The 18,620-nt window shown below is 38.3% G+C and carries 18 protein-coding genes and 1 tRNA gene; 13 read left to right on the top strand and 6 right to left on the bottom strand.

The window, feature by feature from the left end; translation table 11 throughout:
• The first annotated feature begins 5 nt into the window (after positions 1–5).
• Positions 6–2,420, top strand: coding sequence for a TonB-dependent receptor (locus BBI00_RS00995; protein WP_083988391.1), 2,415 nt, complete (start codon positions 6–8; stop codon positions 2,418–2,420).
• A 99-nt stretch (positions 2,421–2,519) separates the two neighbouring features.
• On the opposite strand, the gene BBI00_RS00990 is transcribed toward BBI00_RS00995, so the two are convergent.
• The gene (locus BBI00_RS00990) at positions 2,520–4,760 is read right to left on the bottom strand and encodes a polyribonucleotide nucleotidyltransferase (protein ID WP_065397011.1); all 2,241 of its coding nucleotides are present in this window, start codon (positions 4,758–4,760) and stop codon (positions 2,520–2,522) included.
• A 436-nt stretch (positions 4,761–5,196) separates the two neighbouring features.
• On the opposite strand from BBI00_RS00990, the gene BBI00_RS00985 reads away from it, so the two are divergent.
• Positions 5,197–6,612, top strand: coding sequence for a sugar MFS transporter (locus tag BBI00_RS00985; RefSeq protein WP_065397010.1), 1,416 nt, complete (start codon positions 5,197–5,199; stop codon positions 6,610–6,612).
• A 192-nt stretch (positions 6,613–6,804) separates the two neighbouring features.
• A complete protein-coding gene (locus tag BBI00_RS00980; RefSeq protein ID WP_065397009.1) occupies positions 6,805–7,164 on the top strand; it encodes a DUF4260 domain-containing protein in 360 nt (119 codons plus the stop codon).
• A gap of 85 nt (positions 7,165–7,249) precedes the next feature.
• On the opposite strand, the gene BBI00_RS00975 is transcribed toward BBI00_RS00980, so the two are convergent.
• Both BBI00_RS00975 and rpsO read right to left on the bottom strand, forming a co-directional pair.
• Complete coding sequence (locus tag BBI00_RS00975) at positions 7,250–8,020, bottom strand: hypothetical protein (protein ID WP_065397008.1); 771 nt, start codon at positions 8,018–8,020, stop codon at positions 7,250–7,252.
• 197 nt (positions 8,021–8,217) lie between these two features.
• Positions 8,218–8,487, bottom strand: coding sequence for a 30S ribosomal protein S15 (gene rpsO, locus BBI00_RS00970; protein WP_034692246.1), 270 nt, complete (start codon positions 8,485–8,487; stop codon positions 8,218–8,220).
• 173 nt (positions 8,488–8,660) lie between these two features.
• On the opposite strand from rpsO, the gene BBI00_RS00965 reads away from it, so the two are divergent.
• The 8 genes from BBI00_RS00965 to BBI00_RS00950 all read left to right on the top strand — a co-directional run bounded on the left by BBI00_RS00965 (position 8,661) and on the right by BBI00_RS00950 (position 13,294).
• Positions 8,661–9,209, top strand: coding sequence for a pyruvate decarboxylase (locus BBI00_RS00965; protein ID WP_065397007.1), 549 nt, complete (start codon positions 8,661–8,663; stop codon positions 9,207–9,209).
• Positions 9,210–9,342: 133 nt separating this feature from the next.
• The gene (locus BBI00_RS23180) at positions 9,343–9,501 is read left to right on the top strand and encodes a bacteriocin-like protein (protein ID WP_165602484.1); all 159 of its coding nucleotides are present in this window, start codon (positions 9,343–9,345) and stop codon (positions 9,499–9,501) included.
• 170 nt (positions 9,502–9,671) lie between these two features.
• The gene (locus BBI00_RS23175) at positions 9,672–9,818 is read left to right on the top strand and encodes a bacteriocin-like protein (protein WP_165602483.1); all 147 of its coding nucleotides are present in this window, start codon (positions 9,672–9,674) and stop codon (positions 9,816–9,818) included.
• A 57-nt stretch (positions 9,819–9,875) separates the two neighbouring features.
• Positions 9,876–10,019, top strand: coding sequence for a bacteriocin-like protein (locus tag BBI00_RS23170; RefSeq protein WP_165602482.1), 144 nt, complete (start codon positions 9,876–9,878; stop codon positions 10,017–10,019).
• A gap of 33 nt (positions 10,020–10,052) precedes the next feature.
• Entirely contained in the window at positions 10,053–10,223 is a 171-nt protein-coding gene (locus BBI00_RS23165; protein WP_165602481.1) for a hypothetical protein, read from the top strand.
• 168 nt (positions 10,224–10,391) lie between these two features.
• Positions 10,392–11,714 carry a magnesium transporter gene (gene mgtE / locus BBI00_RS00960; protein ID WP_065397006.1) on the top strand — a complete coding sequence of 441 codons (1,323 nt, stop codon included), beginning with the start codon at positions 10,392–10,394 and terminating at the stop codon, positions 11,712–11,714.
• Between the two features lie 26 nt (positions 11,715–11,740).
• Entirely contained in the window at positions 11,741–12,478 is a 738-nt protein-coding gene (locus BBI00_RS00955; protein ID WP_065397005.1) for an ABC transporter substrate-binding protein, read from the top strand.
• Between the two features lie 348 nt (positions 12,479–12,826).
• Complete coding sequence (locus BBI00_RS00950; protein WP_065397004.1) at positions 12,827–13,294, top strand: cupin domain-containing protein; 468 nt, start codon at positions 12,827–12,829, stop codon at positions 13,292–13,294.
• Positions 13,295–13,350: 56 nt separating this feature from the next.
• Here the strand turns inward: BBI00_RS00950 and BBI00_RS00945 are convergent, their stop codons facing one another.
• Positions 13,351–13,800, bottom strand: a complete 450-nt coding sequence (locus tag BBI00_RS00945) for a GAF domain-containing protein (protein WP_065397003.1) — start codon at positions 13,798–13,800, stop codon at positions 13,351–13,353.
• 13 nt (positions 13,801–13,813) lie between these two features.
• Positions 13,814–15,241 (bottom strand): nicotinate-nucleotide adenylyltransferase, encoded by a 1,428-nt coding sequence (locus tag BBI00_RS00940; RefSeq protein WP_065397002.1) that lies wholly within the window; start codon positions 15,239–15,241, stop codon positions 13,814–13,816.
• A gap of 54 nt (positions 15,242–15,295) precedes the next feature.
• On the opposite strand from BBI00_RS00940, the gene BBI00_RS00935 reads away from it, so the two are divergent.
• On the top strand, positions 15,296–16,063 hold the full coding sequence (locus tag BBI00_RS00935; protein ID WP_065397001.1) for an MBL fold metallo-hydrolase: 768 nt from the start codon (positions 15,296–15,298) through the stop codon (positions 16,061–16,063).
• A gap of 92 nt (positions 16,064–16,155) precedes the next feature.
• Positions 16,156–16,235: transfer RNA gene (locus BBI00_RS00930), tRNA-Leu, on the top strand.
• 90 nt (positions 16,236–16,325) lie between these two features.
• Here BBI00_RS00930 and BBI00_RS00925 read toward each other — a convergent pair.
• Positions 16,326–18,614: a S8 family peptidase gene (locus tag BBI00_RS00925; RefSeq protein ID WP_065397000.1), complete on the bottom strand. Its 2,289-nt coding sequence runs from the start codon at positions 18,612–18,614 to the stop codon at positions 16,326–16,328.
• Between the last annotated feature and the right edge of the window lie 6 nt (positions 18,615–18,620).

Here is an 18,620-nt window from a genome sequence, read left to right as displayed (position 1 = left end):
ACGCTATGACCAGGATATTCACCCTCATTTTTATGTGGCTTCTGCTCTTTTTCAGCAGTATGCTTTCTGCGCAGGCCCTGCAGAGCTTCAGCCTGTCAGGCCAAATAAAGTCTGACAAAGCCGAGCAAATGGAAATCAACCTTCTTAACCCTGATAATCAACTGATCAAAACTGAAATTGCAGACTCCAATGGTAAGTTTACATTCAATGACCTGAAAGGAGGAAGCTATCATCTCAGGATCAGCAGGAATGGTGCTGAAGTTTATCATTCAGAAACCATTGCACTGGCAGACAATACAACGCTTCCTTCTATTGATCTGAATGTAAAATCTATTGAAGGGGTAACGATCACCAAAACCAAACCTCTTATTGAGAGACAGGACGGCAAGATGATCATGAATGTTGAAAACAGCATTGCCAGCACAGGAAATTCGGCTTTTGAGGTATTGGAAAAAGCACCGGGAGTAAGTATTGACAACAATGACAATATCAGCCTCCGGGGAAAAGGCAACCTCCTGATCCAGATTGACGGTAAAAACACTCCTATGACGGGAAGTGATCTTGCCAATTACCTGAAAGGCATGCCCTCCTCTACGATCGATAAGATCGAGTTCATCACCAATCCTTCATCCAAATACGATGCGGCAGGTTCCTCCATCATCAATATCAAGCTTAAAAAAGAGCAGCGAAGAGGCACCAACGGAAGTATTTCAACATCTCTGGGAACAGGAAAGTATATCAAAAACAATAACAGCTTCAGCATCAACCACCGGAATAAAAAAATCAATATTTTCGGGAATTACAGCTTTGCATACAGGGAGGCATATAACGGTCTGGTTCTGGACAGGAATTTTTATGACAATAATGTTTTCCAGAAAACCTATCTGCAGGACAATTATTTAAAGTTCAAATTCAATAACCACATTGCCAAGGCAGGAATGGATTATTATATGAATGATAAAAATGTTCTGGGCTTCTCCGTGGGTCTTATTTCTAACAAATTCGGCCTGAACGGAGATAATTCCAATATAACATTAGGCAGCACACATCTTCCTGAAAGTACATTCAATACCCTGAATACGTCTAATGACGAATGGACGAATGTATCTGTCAATTTAAATCATAAATATACGATCGATTCTTTAGGTTCTGAAATTTCCACGGATTTTGATTATATTAATTACTCCAATTCTTCTTTACAGAATTTTGAAACAAGAACCCATACCATCGCCAATAACCAGGATAACCTTGATATTCAGAAAGGTGATATGAACGGAAAGCTCAATATCTATTCTTTAAAATCAGACCTCACCAAAAATTTTAAAAACGACTGGAAACTGGAAAGCGGAATCAAGACCAGCTTTGTAAAAACCGACAATGACCTGAAGTTCTTTAACGCAACTACCGGTAGTCTTATCCCGGATCTGAATAAAACCAATCATTTTATTTATGAAGAGAATATCAATGCCATATATGGAAATGTGGCTAAGAAATGGGACAGATTAAAAGTGACAGCAGGTGTAAGGGTTGAAAATACAAATGTAAAAGGAACACAGCTTACCACCAACCAGGTTAACAAGAGAAATTACACCCAGTTGTTTCCGAGTGCCGTGGTGGGTTATGACCTGACCGAGAACAGCAATCTTGAGATCAACCTCAGCAGAAGGATAACAAGACCGAGTTACAATCAGCTGAATCCTTTTAAACTGTATCTTGATCCCACCACCATGAGATCCGGAAATCCGGACCTGAACCCACAGACAACAATGAATTATGAGCTTACCTACAGCCTCAGCAATAAATATTTTGCCACTTTAAGCTACAGCAAAACTTCGGATAATATCACCGATATCCTTAAACCTGTGGTGGAAGGCGGCCAGAACGTAACGGTACAGACTTTTGAAAACCTGAATTCTGCGTCTTATTTCGGATTGAATCTGATTGCTCCCGTAAAGGTGACGAAATGGTGGGATATGAACAACAGTGCCAATTTTTATTATGGCTCATACACCGGAAATGTATCCGGAACCCAGATCAATAATAAGGGAAATTTCACCTTCAGTATCAACAGTATCAATTCCTTTAAGCTGGGAAATGGATTCACAGCCGAAATTACAGGGAATTATAAGGCAAGGGAAATCTATGCCTATCTGAATGTGAGCCCTAACTGGTACCTGAATATCGGGGCGCAGAAGAAATTCAAAAACAACAGTGTCCTGAAGTTCTCTTTTAACGATATTTTCTTTACGAGCAATATCAAAGGGCAGACCGTGTACAACAACTATATAGAAAATTTTGCTGTAAAAAGAGATACCCGCGTGGCGACGTTATCTTATACTTATAACTTCGGGTCTTCCAAAAACGGACAGCCCAGAAAAACGGGAGGTGCTGAGGATCTGAAACAGAGAATCGGCAATTAATCCCGGGATTTTCCGGAAGGGATTGTTGGAACGAGCAACATTATACAAAACAAAAACTCCCTCAACATTGAGGGAGTTCTTTATATCTAAGAATGATTCTTATGCTTCAGAAGAAGGCTCCTGTTTTTCTACAGGTCTTTCACCTTGTGGTTTTTGTCCTTCCGGTCTTCTTTGTCCGTCTGGTCTTCCCTGTCCTTCAGATTTTGGTTTTCCTTCAGGTCTTGGAGGTCTTGGTAAAAGAACTTTACGGGAAAGCTTCATTTTCTTACGGTCGTCGTAACCCATAAATTTCACTTCTACTTCATCACCTTCAGCATAAGGAACTTTGTCTAAACGCGCCCATTCAATTTCAGAAATGTGAAGAAGACCTTCTGTTCCTTTAGCAATAGCAACAAAAGCTCCGAAATCCATCACTTTCACTACTTTACCTTTGTAAACTTCTCCTACAACCGGTACGAAAGTAATTTCATTGATCTTAGCAATAGCAGCGTTGATCTTTTCTCTGTCTGTTCCTGCAATTTCGATACGTCCGATTTCTCCGATCTCTTCGATAGCGATAACCGTTTCAGTATCTTTCTGTAACTGCTGGATAATTTTTCCACCAGGTCCGATTACTGCACCAATGAAGTCTTTAGCGATCTCCATTACTACCATCTTCGGAGCATGAGGCTTCACGTCAGCTCTTGGTGTAGAAATTGTTTCAGTGATTTTATTCAGGATGTGTAATCTTCCGTCTTTAGCCTGCATCAAAGCTTTCTCCATGATGTCCATAGAAAGTCCCTGGATTTTGATATCCATCTGACAAGCAGTGATACCGTCTTCAGTACCTGTAACTTTGAAGTCCATATCACCAAGGTGATCTTCATCTCCTAAGATATCAGAAAGTACGGTAAATTTACCTGATTTTGTATCAGTGATCAGTCCCATTGCAATACCTGAAACCGGTTTTGTAATCTGAACTCCCGCATCCATCAGTGCCAGTGTACCTGCACAAACAGTTGCCATTGAAGAGGAACCGTTAGATTCAAGGATGTCAGAAACGATTCTGATCGTGTATGGATTTTCTGCAGGAATAACTGCTGTTAAAGCTCTCTGAGCCAAGTTTCCGTGTCCTACTTCTCTTCTTGAAGTTCCTCTTAAAGGTCTTGCTTCACCTGTAGAGAACGGAGGGAAGTTATAGTGTAGGAAGAATCTCTCGTCGTGCTGCGTAATAACGCTGTCGATCATATTGGCATCTTTCACAGAACCTAAAGTTACTGCTGTAAGAGACTGGGTTTCCCCTCTGGTAAAGATCGCAGAACCGTGAGCTCCCGGAAGGTAATCGATTTCTGACCAGATCGGACGGATCGTCTGAGGATCACGACCGTCAAGACGGATATTGTCTTCAAGGATCATCTGACGCATCGCTTCTTTCTCTACGTCATGGTAATATACTTTAACGAAAGGAGTTACTCTTTCCAGCTCTTCTTCGTTTTCTGCGTACTGCGCCAGGAACTCTTCACGAATTGCTTTGAATTTATCGCCTCTTTCTTCTTTGTTGGATGGAGTTTTTGCTACTTCATATACTTTGTCATAGCACTCTTTCCATACTTTTTCACGAATTTCTTCATCGTGCTCTTCGTGGCTGTATTCTCTTTTAGGGAAAGATTTTCCTACTTTTTCAGCTAATCTTTCCTGAGCTTCGATCTGTTTTTTGATCTCAGCATGAGCGAAGTTGATCGCTTCAAGCATTTCCTGCTCGGAGATCTCCTTCATTTCTCCTTCTACCATTACGATGGAGTCTTTGGTAGCTCCCACCATAATATCGATATCTGATTTTAATAAATTTTCGTAGCTTGGGTTCACTGCCAATTGACCGTCAATTCTTACGACTCTTGCTTCAGACATTGGCCCGTTGAAAGGAATATCTGTAATAGCAATTGCTGCAGAAGCTGCCAGACCTGCCAGTGCTTCAGGCATTACTTCTTTATCATAAGAGATCAATGAGATCATCACCTGTACTTCTGCGTGGAAATCTTCAGGGAAAAGCGGACGTAATACTCTGTCCACCAATCTCATTGTAAGAACTTCATCATCAGAAGGTTTTGCTTCTCTACGGAAGAAATTACCAGGAATTCTTCCACCTGCATAAAACTTTTCTCTGTAATCTACCGTTAATGGTAAAAAGTCTACACCAGGATTTGCTTCTTTGTTGGCTACAACAGTTGCTAAAAGCATTGTTCCGCCACACTTCACCACTACAGATCCGTCAGCCTGCTTGGCCAGCTTTCCCGTTTCAATAGTGATTTCCCTGCCGTCTGCAAGGATAATCGTTTCTGTAAACGCTTGAGGTATACTCATAAAATTTGCTTCTTTATACTCCGTATTGAGTATGATTAATATTTAAACTCTTTAAATTTTCGTTTGCAAAGGTACTAATAATAATGATATATTAAATTTTTTCAATTGCATAAATAGGTAGTCAAAATACAATTTTTTGGCTATCAGTTTTCTGAAAGTTAAAAAAATCACACCGATAATCTGAACTTATTCATTTTTTAAGAAAAATAAAATCATGATTTTTTGTGATATTACATTGGAAAATCCTGCTGTTTTTGTATTATTGTCTCAAAAAATGAAAATAATATTTTAATCCTATAAAAAATACACCTTTGATGATAAAAAATCTTTAAATAATTGCAAAACCATAGGCTGATCCCTATATTTGCCCTACTTCACCAAATACAATGCTGTAGGCAAAAAGTTAAGGCCCTTTCCTTAAGATAAATAAATGTTTATGATTAATAAAGAAGTACAACCTCAAAGCAGGAATTATACGGTTCCGTTGATTACCATCACCCTGCTTTTTTTTATGTGGGGATTCATCACCTGTATGAATGACATCCTGATCCCTTATCTGAAGCAACTTTTCAGTCTCACCTTTTTCGAATCCATGCTGGTACAGTTCTGTTTTTTCGGGGCTTACTTTATCGGATCGCTGATCTATTTCCTGATCTCTATTTCCCAGGGTGATCCCATCAATAAGGTCGGATACAAAAAGGGAATCCTGTTCGGAATCGGTTTGGCAGCATTGGGCTGTATCCTGTTTTATCCGGCAGCCACTTTCTCCTATTATCCGCTATTCCTGGGCGCTTTATTCATTCTTGGTTTAGGATTTACGGTTTTACAGATTACGGCGAATGCCTACGTTTCACTGCTTGGTTCAGAAGACTCTGCTTCCAGCCGCTTAAATATGACCCAGGCTTTCAATGCCTTCGGAACAACCATTGCACCGGTACTGGGAGGCCACCTGATCTTTGAGCTGTTTTCCGAACCGGACGGAACGTTCAGTGCGGTAGCAACAAGAATTCCTTACTTAATCTTTGCAGCCATTCTTCTATTGGTGGGAATATTAATTTCAAGAGTAAAACTGCCTTCATTCCAGATGGAAACTGAGGAAACCGTACAAGGCTGGGGAGCTTTGAAATTCAGCCATTTAAAATTCGGGGTATTCACCATGTTCTGTTATGTTGGAGGTGAAGTGGCAGTAGGAAGTTTTATCATCAGTTTCCTTGAAGAAACAATGAAATTCAACGAAGCAATCAGTAAAAATTACCTTTCTTTATATTGGGGAGGGGCCATGATCGGGCGGTTCCTGGGGGCGATTTCGTTAAACCAATCCATCAGCCAGGCTAAAAAAGCTGTTTTCATGCTGGGTGCTGCAGCGTTGGTTTTCCTGGTGATTTTCAGCATTGTCAACCTTACATTTGATCAGATCAGCTTTTTCTTAGTGTTTATAGTATTGAATTTTGCTGCGTTTTTTGTAGGTAAAGCGGCTCCGGCAAGAACGCTTTCCATTTTTGCGGCCATCAATGTTATTTTACTGATCTCAACAATGATCAGCCATGGCGAAATGGCGATGTACAGTGTTTTAGGAATCGGGATTTTCAACTCTATCATGTTTTCTAATATTTATACATTAGCGATTTCGGGATTAGGAAAGTATACCAGCCAGGGTTCTTCCTTAGTGGTAATGGCGATTTTGGGAGGCGCGATCGTTCCTATCTTCCAGGGGCTTCTGGCAGATCAGTTTGGGGTGCAGCATTCATTTATCATTCCTGTATTCTGCTACCTTGTGATCCTGATCTTCGGTGCATACTGTACAAAATATCTTGGACATGTAGAAAATGCAGAAGCAAAATCCGGTCATTAAAATCTATCCATAAGTAATATAAAAGAAAGCGTTCCCAGTGTGAGGACGCTTTCTTTATTGTGCCATGAATACACGGGTTTTTATTTATTTCCGCATTCGTGACGGAAGATTTCCTACTCATTATACCCCCGTTTCCCTGTAACTTTCCTCTGAAGAAGCCTACTTATCCTGTATATTACCAAAAATCCTCCTATGAAGATCCAGTTACAACTTGAATATGCCGCTTTTTTACTGCTGGGAATTTTTGCTTTCGCCCAAACAGGATATTCCTGGTGGTGGTTTGCGGCTTTATTCCTTGCTCCTGATCTCTCTATGCTTGGGTATACCATCAATACTAAAGCAGGAGCATTTTGTTATAATCTCTTTCATCACTTTGGAGTAGCAATTGCCGTATACCTTATTGGAACAGCTTTATCCCTACCCTATTTCCAGATGGCCGGAGCAATTTTGTTTTCTCATTCTGCCTTTGACAGAATTTTAGGCTATGGATTAAAGTATCCGAATAGTTTTCAGAATACGCATTTGGGGAAGATCGGGAAAAAGATGGAGTAAATTACATCACGGTACTGGGCACCATGTCAAATTTTTTTGAATTTTTTGCCCCCTTTCGGCGGAGGGGGAATTTTGTACCTCCGGATTATCCCCACCAGTACTGATTCAGATAGAAATATTCATTCTGATATTCTATCACAAAACAATTATTATAGAAGGTTTTATAGGAAAAAATACGGGTGATCTCGTAGATAAAAAGGGAGTCAACCAAAGCAAAAAGAGTTGCTGAATAATTTTTGGAAATTACTTCATTATCATAGGTGTCATTTAATGATTTTTCAATAAAAGCTTTCAAAAGCGTTTTGTACTCTGTAATATTAAGTTCTTCCAGGCTGTCATTGATTTTAAGTTCAATTTCCGAGACCACTTCTCCTTTATAGAATTCAAAACATTCAAAATAATTTCCACCAATAAATTTCCTTTCCATATAAGGGTTTATGGCCATCAGAAAACCTTCGATAAGACTCATCTTATGATCTTCGTTCAGAACTCTGTCTTTATAAGAAGCCGGAATTTCATAATTATATTTTTCAAAAAACCTTACAAGCTTCCCTGCTACCCAAAGAGACTGTGTGCTAAAGAATTGACCTGGCTGTAACGGTATTAATTCTATTAAGAACCGATTGATATAGAATTCTCTGCCAAAACCAAGATCATTTCTTGGTATCATATCTGACATATCATGGTCAGTAATTTCCACTTGGTTTTCATTCACTGTTATCTCATTCAGGTTTTCATTAAAAAGAGTATAGGTGTAATATCCCTGAAGGGTCATTTGCTTAATAACTACTTTATGCTCATCCTTAAAGAAATGTGAAAGGGCAGCCTGTTCTCTGTTTTTAAAACGTATTTTCATCTTATTATTTTTAAAATGGGATTATGATTTCCATTTTTTGATACTGCAAAATAAACAATGAAATACGCAACCTTATTGCGTATAAATAAAATAGTGAAAAAGGTTCGCTGGAAATAAAAACAGCTGAGTCACTGATGTTTTGCAAACAAAAAAAGCAACCTCTTTCGAAGTTGCTTTTATTTTGAAATCTTTAAAGATTATTTTCTTAAACCTAGTTCAGCAATAATTGCTCTGTATCTTGCGATATCTTTGTTTTTAAGGTAATCTAATAAACTTTTTCTCTTACCTACCAATTTCACAAGAGATCTCTCTGTGTTGAAATCATGACGGTTAGCCTTTAAGTGCTGAGATAAGTGATTGATTCTGAAAGTGAAAAGAGCGATTTGTCCTTCAGCACTTCCTGTGTCCTGTGCAGATTTTCCGTGTTTTGCGAAAATTTCCTGCTTTTTGTCTGTTGTTAAGTACATTCCAATATTGTTTAATGATTATTATGTAACGGGTGCAAAATTACGACTATTTTTTGATTCTGCAAACATTATTGATTTCATAAATCAAAATTGATAGAAAAAAATGTTAAAAATTTCTTAATAAATTTGATGTAATCCAACGAAAAGGCAGTAATTTTGCATTCGAATTACAAATGAAAAAAATTATATTCTTTACAGCAGCGGTCACTTTTTTATTCATCGGTTTCACTTCGGTGAAAGCACAGAAAAATGCTGATGATAAAATAAAAAAAGTTCTCTATTTCAATCCCGAGGTAGAGCCTGATATCGATGAGATCAAAGATCCTACGAATGCTGCTTTTTTCGATGCCGTTTCTGACAACTTTAGCGGAAGAAAAAACAAGATGCTCCGGGCAGAAGTACAGGTTCCCTTCGACAGTATAGATAAGCAGACCATTATGGATTACTGCGTCAACAACGATGCTGATTTTGCCATTGTTTCCAAAGTAAGATACTTTAAAGTTGGTCTTGGAAAATACGTATTCTCTAACCAGGTGGTGGTAAGCATGAAGCTTTTCGGTTCAGACGGAACTCTGGTAACGGAGACGGATCATGATACCTACAGGAAAAATATGCGCTTACTGGGTTCTACCGTAAATTCTGTAAAAATAGGTACGGAAGGTGCCATCAAAGGGATCATCAAAAAGCTGAGAAAACTGAAGCCTGCAGAAGCTGAATTATAAGTTTGAAACTTTTAAGCCTGTACCTCAATCAAATCTTTTTGTTATTCATAGACGGATTCACGTCTTATATACCTGATATTCAATCACCTCAGCTACTTTCATTACTTTAGTTTTACCTTAAATCTAAATCATTATGAACAATTCAAATTTAAAAAAGCTGAGCAGAAACAGCCAGAAAGAAATTTCGGGAGCTGCCGGAGGTGGTATTAAAAAATGCAATTATTCTTTTGAATGTCCGGGAGGATCATGCTGCAGAAACGCCTGCGTCTATTACCCCTGCCCGGAATTATAAAAAAATTTCATGAAACAGAAGACACTTGTTTAAAAATAAAACAAGTGTTTTTTTTTGACTATTACACATAAATTCATACAATCAACTGAATTCCAATTAAATATTTTCACCAATTAATGAATAATATGAAAATATTTTATTAAATTAGTTCACCATTAAAACTAAATCTTATGAAAAATTTAAAGAAGCTCAACAGAACAGCCCAAAAGGCCATCGAAGGCGGCGGAATCATTAAAAGATGCAGGGAACATTTCGAATGTCCGGGCGGATCATGCTGCCGTAACACCTGTGTACTATATCCCTGCCCTTTAGAATAAGGAATAACAGTACAAATCTATTATCTCAGTCTAACTCATCTATAAAATCCAAAACTTATGAAAAATCTAAAGAAACTCAGCAGAGAAAAGGCAAAGCAGATTAACGGCGGAGCCATCCAGCGATGCAGTGAAACCAGACCATGTTTTATCGGCTACTGCTGCAGAGGTGCCTGTATGGAATATGCCTGCATGGAAGAGTAAATTCATTTTTATCTTTACACTAAGCTGATCATTATGAAAAATCCAAATTTCAAAAAACTGAACAGAACTGAACAAAAAGGGATCAAAGGCAGCGGACCGATAAAAAAATGCAGTACCAGCGCCCAGTGTGATCCCGGACAGTGCTGCCAGGGAGGGATGTGCGTCTACTCTCCTATTATAGAATGTGAACCTATTTTTGACTAATATAGGCTATTATGATTTTTTAAAATTTAATTTTGAACATCTGCTCCGGCAGGTGTTCTTTTGTTCTTATAATGAGGGATTAAACTTTAATTAATCCTTAATTTTCCCACTTTATTGCTCAGTCTTAAAAATTTGAATTATTTTTGCATATCCAAAAAATTTCACGTTTTGAATTCTAGAGACGAACTTATCTTCAACCCTGCCGATATTGCCGAAACTCTCAGCAACCTTCCTGCTGATGAGAGGTTACTGGCATTCCTGAAGGTTCCGAAAGAATACAAAGCCGAAGTTTTTTCACACCTTGATCCTGACTTCCAGGAAGATACTATCAGAAGTATCGGAAGTGACGAAGTTTCTGAAATCCTGAATGCAATGACTCCGGATGACAGGACTGCTCTTTTTGAGGACTTCCCGGACGAACTTATCAAGTACTCCATCAATCATCTTAACCCGCAGGAAAGAAGAATTGCCCTGAAACTACTGGGTTACAACTCTGATTCTATTGCCCGTCTGATGACTCCCTATTATATCCAGATCCGTAAGGAATGGAGCGTAAAGCGATGTCTTCAGCAGATCAAAAAAGTAGGAAAAAGGGTGGAAACCATGAACTATCTGTATGTAGTAGATGAAAGAAACCGCCTGATTGATGACCTTGCCATTGGTACACTATTGCTGGAAGAAGAAGACACTTTGGTTTCTGATATTACAGATAACCACTTTGTAGCGATTACCACCACCACCTCAAAAGAGGATGCGGTAACCTATTTTGAAAAATATGACCGTGGCGCCCTTCCCATCATTACAGAGGCCGGGGTACTGGTTGGTATTGTGACCATTGATGACATCCTTGACCAGATCGAACAGCAGAATACGGAGGATATTCAGAAATTCGGGGGATTGGAGGCCCTGGATCTTCCCTATACCCAAACTTCCTGGACAGAAATGATTAAAAAAAGGGCAACCTGGCTGATCATTCTATTTGTTTCAGAAATGCTGACCGCTTCAGCAATGGGATATTTTGATAAAGAAATTGAAAAAGCGGTGGTTCTCGCCCTGTTTGTTCCTTTAATCATCTCCAGCGGAGGAAATTCCGGTTCACAGGCTGCCACGCTGATCATCCGTGCAATGGCTCTACAGGAAATCGGGTTGAAAGACTGGTGGTATGTGATGAAAAAAGAGATCATCTCAGGAATATGCCTTGGGGTTATTCTGGGAATTATAGGATTTGTAAGGATCATGCTGTGGCAGCAGGTAGGACTCTTCAATTACGGACAATATTGGGTTTATGTAGGATTAAGTGTTTCCGTTTCTCTTATTGCCATTGTATTATGGGGAACGTTATCAGGTTCTATGATCCCGTTCGTTTTAAAGAAATTAAAGCTTGACCCCGCCACTTCTTCCGCTCCTTTTGTAGCTACATTGGTGGACGTTACGGGGCTCATCATCTATTTTACGGTAGCCGGACTTTTCTTAACCGGAAAACTTTTGTAATTTTAGGCATCAACTAAAATGCCAATATGAAAATCGTTTCACTTGTACCCTCTATCACTGAGGCTCTATTCGATCTGGGACTGACTGAAAATGAAGTGGTCGGCCGGACAAAATTCTGTATTCATCCTCAACATAAGATAAAAAACGTAGCAGTCATTGGTGGTACAAAAAACATTAATATTGATAAGATCAAAGCCCTGCAGCCCGACCTTATTCTTGCCAACAAAGAGGAAAATGTAAAGGACCAGGTAGAAGCGCTAATGGCTGATTGTAAAGTGATGGTAACCCATGTTGAAACTATTGAAGATAATTATTACCTTCTTAAAAACCTTGGGAAGCTTTTCGGAAAAGAAGAACGGGCACAGGCTTTCAATCTTAAAATCTATGATATTCTCAATCAGACTAAACTTGATACTCCGGTAAAGGCAGCTTATCTGATCTGGAAAAATCCTTATATGACGGTTGGTAAAGACACCTTTATCCACAGGATTCTATCGGAAATCGGCTTTGAAAATGTTTTTGAGGATAAAACCCGTTATCCTCAGATTGAAGCTGAAGATCTGGCAGAGGCTGATGTCATCATGCTTTCATCCGAACCTTTTCCGTTTAAGGAAAAACATATTGAGGAACTGAGAATAGTTTACCCTGATAAAAAGATAATGATCGTTGATGGTGAGGCTTTTTCCTGGTATGGAACACATATTGCGAAATGTGAGAACTACTTTAAAGAGCTTATTTCTGAGATTCATTCAATGCAACTTTGATTTTTTAACCACAAAAGGCACAAAAGCTTTAACACTTAAGTTGTTTTTAAGGGCTACTAACTGTTTGGGGAGTACCATAAGTTTTGAAAATCTACTATTTTCATATACGAAAACATCTGCGGGATGAAAAATCTGCGAGAGAATAGCTAACTACAAAAGAGTTAAACACTTAAAGTTTTCTAAGTTAAAAGCATATTCCATAGAAGTATACATGAGTTTTTGAAACTCAAAACTCAAAACTCAACACCGACACTTCACCAACCTGATAGAAAATATCTTTAATGAAAATTGCTTATTGTCTTATTCTGCAATTTTTGGTACATTGTTCTACATTAATATTTAAAATAAATGTCTGGTACTGTACTATTATCTGAAGGAGAAGAATTTGAGCACGTTATACAGGAGGTTTCGAAATACATCCGTCTTTATGTGATGCCATTTGGAAAGGATGAACGAACCTTTACACGCATCGACAAACGTGAAAACATGTATGGAGGAAACGGAACCGTGCATATGATACAGATGTTTGGCCAGAAGGAGCTGGCCAATAACCGACTGGCAGCTTATATGGTTTTATTAAACAAAGGCGATGAATCCGGGTTTCACACTCATCATGAAAGGAATGAAGAAGAGCTGTATGTGGTGGTACACGGAACAGGAGAATATCGTGAAAGAACAGGAACAGAAGGCCCTATCCGCACAAAAACACTTCAGAAAGGTGATATTACAGCGATCAGTTCCACAGGCTATCATTCCGTTGAAAACACTGGTGATGAGCCTTTAATTATGTTTGTTATCACGACCAACAACCCATAAAAAATAAAAACTCCGGATCTTATGACCGGAGTTTCATATATTCTTGTTGAATCTGCTTACAAAATTTTTGACACTTCATTACAAAGCCATTCCAGCAATTCACGGTCTTCATCCGTGAAAGGATCTACGGTATGAGAATCAATATCAATCTGTCCGATATTTTTCCCGTCTTTGAAAATAGGAACTACAATTTCTGCTTTTGTATCTATTGAGCAGCTCAGGTAATTGCTTTCTTCATTTACATCAGGAACCACAAATGTTTCGTTGGAAACGGCAACCTGACCGCAAATTCCTTTTCCATAAGGAATAATGGTGTGGTCAGTAGGTGCTCCCACATAAGGCCCGAGAATCAATTCATCCTTATCTCCGTTTTTGAAGTAAAACCCTGTCCAGTTGAAATAAGAAATCTCCTGATCCAGCAGATGACAAACTTTTTCAAGTTTTTCTTCCGTATTATGCTTAGGACTTTCAAGAATTGAGGAAAGTCTTTTCTTTAATTCTGACATTGTATATATTGTTTTAAGAGAATTGTTTTAAGGATAGTTCTTCTTTATAACCGAACATTCCACGCTCTTTGATCATTTCTGCCACGCCTTCCGGAACCTGAGTTTCCCAACCTTTGGTACAACATGCGATTTTTCTCAATATCTCCCTTGAATAAATTTCTAAAAATTCCGGGTTATAATTGGTAATATCTACAATACGGTTGTTACGTTTGAAATATTTATACAGTTCTTTAAGGTTCTCCTCCACTTTAAGGTTTGAAGAATCCAGTAACTGGTGGGTTTCAGGATCTTTATAAGGATAGAGATACACTCTCATTCCGTTTCTGAAGAATTTCCCGAATGCTTCAAGAATTCCTCCAGACAGATTCTTATAGTATTTCTCGTCAAATACCATCAACAGGTTATTTACCCCCATTGCAACTCCGATATCCCCGCTTGTATAAGAGGCAAAGTAGTCGATCAGCCTGTAATATTCTGAGAAGTTTGAAATGATAACAGTATAGCCCAGTTTACCAAGGATATCTACTCTATCCAGGAAATCCCTTTCATCAATATCTCCGTCTGCTCTCAGGTTAGAAATGGTAATTTCAATAAGGACTTCTGTTTCTTCATGGGTACAGATGGCATCTTTGAAAAACATATCCATCCCATTTTTAAGCATATCAATGTTTACTTTTGTTACCGGTCTGAAACTTCCTCTTACCGCAAAAATATTTTTCTTGTACAGCACATCTGCCGGAAGCATATTATTGCCCTGGGAATTAAAAATTACCGCATCAGTCATCCCGTTCTTTACCAATTGAAGGGACATCAGCCTGTTATCAACATAGGAAAAAGCAGGTCCGCTGAAATCGATCATATCAATTTCCAGGTTGTCTTTCGCAATATCGTCGTATAGGGATTCTACTAAAGTTCTGGGATTATCAAAGTAATTAAAAGCCCCGAAAATAAGGTTTACCCCGAGATTTCCTAAAGTTTCCTGCTGAAGAGTGGCATCATTCTCCTTGAATTTTACGTGAATGACAATTTCATTGTAATCTTCATTTTCTTTCGTCTGAAAACGGATTCCCACCCAGCCGTGGCCTCTAACTGTTTTATCAAAATTGATCGTCGTTACAGTGTTGGCATAAGAGAAAAATTTACGGTCAGGATTATTATCCCTGGAAATTCTTTCTTCGATCAGAGCGACTTCATAACGGAGCATTTTGCGAAGTCTGTTCTGGGTAACGTACCTGTTTTTTACTTCTTTTCCGTAAATGGCATCACTAAAATCTTTATCATAAGCAGACATTGCCTTAGCGATCGTACCGGAAGCTCCCCCAGCTCTAAAAAAGTGACGAACAGTCTCCTGCCCTGCTCCAATTTCTGCGAAAGTACCATAAATAGTAGGATCTAGATTAATTGTTAATGCTTTTTGTTTGGGAGTTAGTTTCTGATACATTAGGACATGAAATTTTTTGTAAATTTACCAAAATTAAACCAACCTCAAAACAAAATGAAGTTGAAATTTTTAGGAACCGGTACTTCCCAAGGTGTGCCCGTTATAGGCTGTACATGTGAAGTGTGTACTTCCGAAAATCCCAAAGACAAACGTTTGCGTTCTTCCGTAATGGTTACTACGGAGGAAAATAAAAAGATTCTTATCGACTGCGGCCCGGATTTCAGGCAGCAAATGCTTAGCAACCACGAACATACCGTAGACATTGCACTCATCACTCACGAACACAACGACCACGTAATCGGGCTCGATGATATGCGCCCACTGATCTTTAAAAGCGGAAAAGATGTTCCCCTTTACTGTTATTCAAGAGTAGCCCATGAAATAAAAAACAGGTTTCCTTATGCTTTTGCCGATGTACGATACCCGGGTGCACCCGCCTTTGAGCTTCACGAGATAGAAAATAAACCTTTCAAGGTTCTGGATACCGAGATCACTCCTGTTGAAGTAATTCATTATAAAATTACGGTCTTCGGGTATAAGTTTAAAAATCTGGCCTATATCACCGATGCAGGCTTTATTTCTGACACGGAAAAGGAAAAACTGAAGAATTTAGATGTATTGATTTTAAACTGCATCAGAAAATTTGACCCGCATCCTGCACATTTTATCCTTCCGGATGTTATTAAGCTCTTTGAAGAGCTGAAACCTAAAAAATTATTTTTAACCCATATCAGCCATCACTTAGGCCTGCATGACATTGAAGATAAACAACTTCCACCCGGAATGCACCTTGCCTACGATGGTTTGGAAATTAATTTTTAAAAAAATGTTTTAAAAAGCTTTTGAACATTCAAAAAAGTTCCTATATTTGCACACCAATTTGAAACAAACACCATGTTTGGAGTAAACATCAAGCCCAGGTGGCGGAATTGGTAGACGCGCTGGTCTCAAACACCAGTTCTTAGGAGTACCGGTTCGATCCCGGTCCTGGGTACAAAAAACCTCTGAAATCTTTTGATTTTCAGAGGTTTTTGATTTTTAGGGTGGTCAAAAGGTGGCTGATATTTTTTGTTAACGATTGTCATTATGACGTGACAGAGATTCTATTTTCAAGATCTAAACTAATAGGAAGCAATGCCGAATATTTAGCTCTAACCTTACTATACAAATCTACTTCTGACTTAGGAGTTGTTACAGTTAAAACTAATGTATATTTTATTTTTTCAGATTTATATCTTTTTCCACGCTCTAGAGCATGTAAATGAAACATAGGATTATATACATTATCTGCATTTTTATTTTTTCTTCTAGTGTCCATACTATCCCACTTAAAATCAGCGCGTAAATCATTTTCTACTTGATAAGGAGTTTGCCCAGATTCACTTACAGGAAAAGGAGATTCTCTAAACCACCCTGTCGACAGAAGTTCAACTTCCTTATCTGGATTTTTCACAACATCAACAATCTTCGTTGATCCACCATTTTTAAATTTAAATTTTGAGGTATGGGGATAAAAAGAAGTCACCACAGAAGATGTTGAGTAATCATCGGGACTTTGTGGGTCTACATTAGTTTGAGTCGAAACCGTCCATCGAAAATTCACTTTGCCCTTATCTATTTCTTCGGTCCAAGGGATAGGCAATTCTATAAATTTACCCGGCTCTACTTCTCCACTATATATAATTGTATAAGAAGATGCAGGACACGTGACAAGCTGCTGAATATCATCTGGCAGTATTCCATGTCCTAATTCAAAACTATGACTATCAGTAGTCTCAGATACACCATGTATGAGCAATACTCTTGCAACGAAACTATTAATAGTATCATTGCTATAGCCTACCAAATGAGCGCTCGCTGCAGAAACTAAAGGACTTGAAAAACTCGTTCCAGTTGTCAAAATTCTTAAATCTTGATTTTCACCCATTAACTGTATTGGGTTTTGAGCGCATCCACCAAATGCTGATAAATCAGGCTTTAATTTATTCCCCTCTCTTCCTGGACCGATACAACTATATGGAGCTCTAGTAATCTCAGCATCAATTTTTGAATATGCACCAACAGCAAGACCATTAACCATATCTGCAGGAGCTTGTATTCTGTTATAACCAGCTATATGACCATCATTTCCTACTGCCGTACAAAATAGGACACTATATTTTTGAATAAGCAAATCGCAAGCAAATGTAAATCGACTTATATGATCATCTAATATCGGTCCCGCAGGCCCCATACTTAGATTATATATTTTAATGTTGTCATTTTCAGGAACAATTTTTTCTATAGCATCAATTACTTCGTAAAGATCAGGATCAGAAGTATCAGAGGACAGTACCCTGAAATTCTTTACACTTACCTTAGGCTCTGGTAAGGTATCTGTATTTTTATATTTATTTAGCGCACCGTATAAAACTGCACTAGTTACCTGAGTACCATGTTGCTGATAGTATTCTACTGCTATACCTGGAACTGAATCTTCAGATTCTACATATGGATCTAATGCTGGATTTCCTGGAATATACCCCCCATCTATAACACCAACAACAATTGAGGATTTCCCCGTAAATTGCGGAGGAATTGGAGCACCACTCATAGGAGTTCCCCTTTCGATAGAGCTAAAATCTCTTGCTTCTAAAGGATGTAATGTTCGCAATGGATTATATCCGGATAAAGCCCTTACAACTTCTCGATCTCCGTAAAGACTAATAAACGTCACTCCCTCATCATATTGTTTACATTTTATACTTTCAACATCTACACCGGATGAATTTAGAACACTCATGAAATGATCAAAAGCTATTTCATAATCTATCTCAAAAGGGTGAAGTACAGCTTCTAAACACCCTCTTTCCCAATCATCAGGTATTCCCAGTATTTGTTCTTCTTCAGATAATAAATCAATACTTACAATTTTCCTTACATCTTCAGTAAATTTTTTTGTCAATCTGAATGGCGGTCTATCTAAATGATTCTTTAATTTATCCAATGCTTGTTCCGTTCCTCTTACAAAAAAAAGTTTTCCTGATTCCTCAAATTCATTTTGATCCTCACTATCTTCTGTCCTCCAAATTCTTGAACCAACTTCTTGTAATCCAAATTTCTCATTATTTCCATCAAAAAGAGAATCTGGATAATAGCTCTTTGCAGAAAAGTCAGGATGCATTCTTATACAAACAACAATTTCATTAGGCAACTTTGATGTTTCTGGCAAACTCCGAATTGTATCATGAACCTTATCGATATCATTCTTAATTCGATACCTTGCTTCCTCATAAGAAATAGGAAGTTTTAGAGGACCTCCTCCGCCATTTTTCGAAACAGGTTTGCTATAAACTTCTCCTTTATATAATATTGGTTTTCGGTTATTATTCATATTAAG

It is taken from the genome of Chryseobacterium arthrosphaerae (assembly GCF_001684965.1).
Taxonomy (GTDB): domain Bacteria; phylum Bacteroidota; class Bacteroidia; order Flavobacteriales; family Weeksellaceae; genus Chryseobacterium; species Chryseobacterium arthrosphaerae.
This window is presented reverse-complemented; position numbering and strand designations above follow the sequence as displayed.